The sequence below is a fragment of the Inquilinus sp. genome, assembly GCF_057815775.1.
Genome location: NZ_JBYRFX010000134.1, coordinates 1 through 2,967, shown reverse-complemented (window position 1 = coordinate 2,967; position 2,967 = coordinate 1). Strand labels below are relative to the sequence as shown.

Here is a 2,967-nt window from a genome sequence, read left to right as displayed (position 1 = left end):
CCGCAAGGGGAGGGGGGACTCAATATGCTCGACCTCGCCCCCATCGATCATGGCAATGCCTGGAGGGCCTTCTAAAAAGAGCCCTACGCCGCCGTGGCCTCGGGCGCTTCGACCAGGCGGCCCGGGGCGGTGCCGTCCTTTTCGATCCGCCAGTGGCGGTCGTGAAAGGCGGCGACCTTGGGGTCGTGCGAGATGGTCAGCCAGGTCGTGCCGGGCAGCCGGTCGCGCAGCAGGGCGAACATCCGCTCCTCCGTCGCCTCGTCCAGCGCGCTGGTCGCCTCGTCCAGGAACAGCCAGTCGGGCTTGGCCAGGATGGCGCGGGCGATGGCCAGCCGCTGCTGCTCGCCCGGCGACAGCCGGCGGGCCCAGTACTCCTCCTGCGCCAGCGCCGGCACGAGATGGCCGAGATCGACCGCCCGCAGCGCCTCCGCCGCGGTGTCGGCCGGCACCTCCTCCGGCTTGGCCGGGTAGGCGACGGCGGTGTGCAGGGACCCCAGCGGCAAATAGGGCCGCTGCGGCAGGAACAGCACCCGGGCGTCGCCGGGCAGCCGGACCTTGGCCTTGCCGAACGGCCAGATGCCGGCCAGGGCGCGGAACAGCGTGCTCTTGCCGGCGCCGGACGGGCCGGTCAGCAGCAGCCGGTCGCCGGGCTGGACCGACAGGCCGTGGCCTTCCAGCAGCGGCTGGCCGTCGGGCAGGGCCAGCTGAACGGTCTCGACCGCCAGGTCGCGGTCGGCGCCGGTGGCGACCTCGATGCCGGTGGATTGCGCACCGGACTTGGCCTCGGCGAGGCTGTGGCGGAAGCCGGTCAGACGATCGACGGTCGCCTTGTAGTCGGCCAGGGTGGAATAGGCGCTGACAAACCAGGACAGTGAATCCTGGACATTGCCGAAGGCCTGGATGACTTGGACGACGCCGCCGAGTTCGATGGTCTTGGCGAAGTATTGCGGTGCGACCAGGATACCGGGAAACACGGCGGAGGCTTGGCCGTAGGCGGAGGTGAAGAAGCCGAGCTTCTTCGTCCGGCTCATCAGCTGGTAGTAGTTCTCCATCACCCCACCGAACAGGCGCAGCAGCCCCTGCCTCTCGCTCGCCTCGCCGCGATAGAGCGCGATCGCTTCGGTGTTCTCGCGGAACCGGACCAGGCCGAAGCGGAAATCCGCCTCCCGCTTCTGCTGCATGAAGCTCAGCCGGATCAGCGGGCGACCCAGGAGATGGGTCAGGATGGTGCCGACGATGGCGTAGACGATGGCCGCCCACAGCATGAAATGCGGAATGGTGATGCCGCCGCCGCCGAACAGGGGGATGGTCAGGGGCGCCGCCAGCCCCCACAGGATCACCGCGAAGGAGAACAGGTTCACCACATTGCCGAGAAAGCTGAGGCTGAGGGTGAGGGTGCCGTCGACGAATTGCTGGATGTCGTCGGAAATGCGCTGGTCAGGGTTGTCGGTCACGCCCGCCGTCAGCTGCTGGCGGTAATAGGCCCGATCGCCCAGCCATTCGCCGAGCAGGTGGTCGGTCATCCAGCGCCGCCAGCGGATGCGCAGCCACTGGCCGAGATAGACCGCGTAGACGCCGCGCAGGACGGACACCGTCGCCAGGCCGCTAAAGATCGCGATCTCGCGCCAGAACGCGGGCTGGTTGTAGTCCTGCAGCGCCTGGTAGAAGCGGTTGTACCAGAAGCTGAACTGCACGCTGAGGAAGACGGCGCCGAGGGTGAAGGCGATGATCACGACCAGCAGCCCGATCGCCGGCCATTTCTCCTTCGAGCGCCAGAACGGCATCAGAAGGGCGAAGTAGTCCTTCCAGAATTGCCGTGTGCCCTGCTTCATCTCGCCACTCCGCTCTGCCGGCCGATCCCCGGGTGCAACCCCTGCCGTCATATCGTGAGCGGCGGGATCGCACCCGTGAATTCTCCGTCATGCGGCGGTCATATCAGCGCGATCAACGCAGCGTCGGCAGCACCATCTCGCGATCCACAGCGATCCAGGCACCCGGCGGCAGGTCGCCCAGTTCGATGCCGCCGATGGCGGCCCGCACCAGGCGCAGGGTCGGGTGGCCCACCGCCGCCGTCATCCGCCGCACCTGGCGATTGCGGCCTTCGGTCAGGGTCAGGCGCAGCCAGGTGGTCGGGATTGCCAGCCGGAACCGGATCGGCGGATCGCGCGGCGCCAGCTCCGGCTCCGCCTCCAGCCGCTCGGCCAGGCAGGGTTTGGTCCGCCCATCGGTCAGGGCGATGCCTGCGGCCAGGGCGTCCAGCGCCTCATCCGCCGGCTCGCCCTCGACCTGCACCAGATAGGTGCGGGGGTGGCCGTGCTTGGGGTCCAGCAGCCGCTTGATCAGCGGCCCGTCATCGGTCAGCAGCAGCAGCCCTTCGCTGTCGGCATCCAGCCGTCCGGCGGCATAGATGCCGGGCGGCAGGCCGAATTCGTTCAGGCCGCGCCAGCGCCCTTCCGGCGTGAACTGGCTCAGCACGCCATAGGGCTTGTGGAAGACGATGTAGCGGCACTGGTCCGGCTCAGGTGCCGGTCGCTTCCGCCGCTCGTCGCGCCAGCGATCCTCGGGCTTGGTGGATTTGTGCCGTGGCGCGTCGCCGATCGTCTTGCGCGACGAGGTCAGGGCCCGGGCCACCGACGGCCGGGTGCGCTCGCTGCGGCCGGCGGGGGCGGGCTCCGGCGGTGCTTCCGGCATCTCGCTGCGTGACGGGAGCCGGCCACGGGGCCGGCGGCGGTCGGGGACGATTTCCTCGACCGGCTCCTCGCCGCCATCCCACAGCCATTCCGGGATCGCGGCGAGATCGCCGCCGGCCTTGTCGGCACCGGGCCGCGACCGGGCGCCGGCCGGCTTGCCGCGGGGCGCCCGGCGCGGGTCGGCCTTTGCGTCGGTCGTTCGCGGGCCGCGGGCGCGAATACGAGCGCCAGCTCGTCCGGATCGGCGAGCTCTGGGCAGGTGCCATCGCGTCCGAGG

2 protein-coding genes are annotated in these 2,967 nt (G+C 69.9%); both read right to left on the bottom strand.

Annotation, left to right across the window (positions count from 1 at the left end; translation table 11 throughout):
• Positions 1-83 precede the first annotated feature (83 nt).
• The gene (locus AC3XYG_RS04885; protein WP_489138691.1) at positions 84-1,832 is read right to left on the bottom strand and encodes an ABC transporter ATP-binding protein/permease; all 1,749 of its coding nucleotides are present in this window, start codon (positions 1,830-1,832) and stop codon (positions 84-86) included.
• A gap of 112 nt (positions 1,833-1,944) precedes the next feature.
• A partial coding sequence (locus AC3XYG_RS04880; protein ID WP_489138690.1) for a pseudouridine synthase occupies positions 1,945-2,967 on the bottom strand: 1,023 nt, incomplete at its 5' end.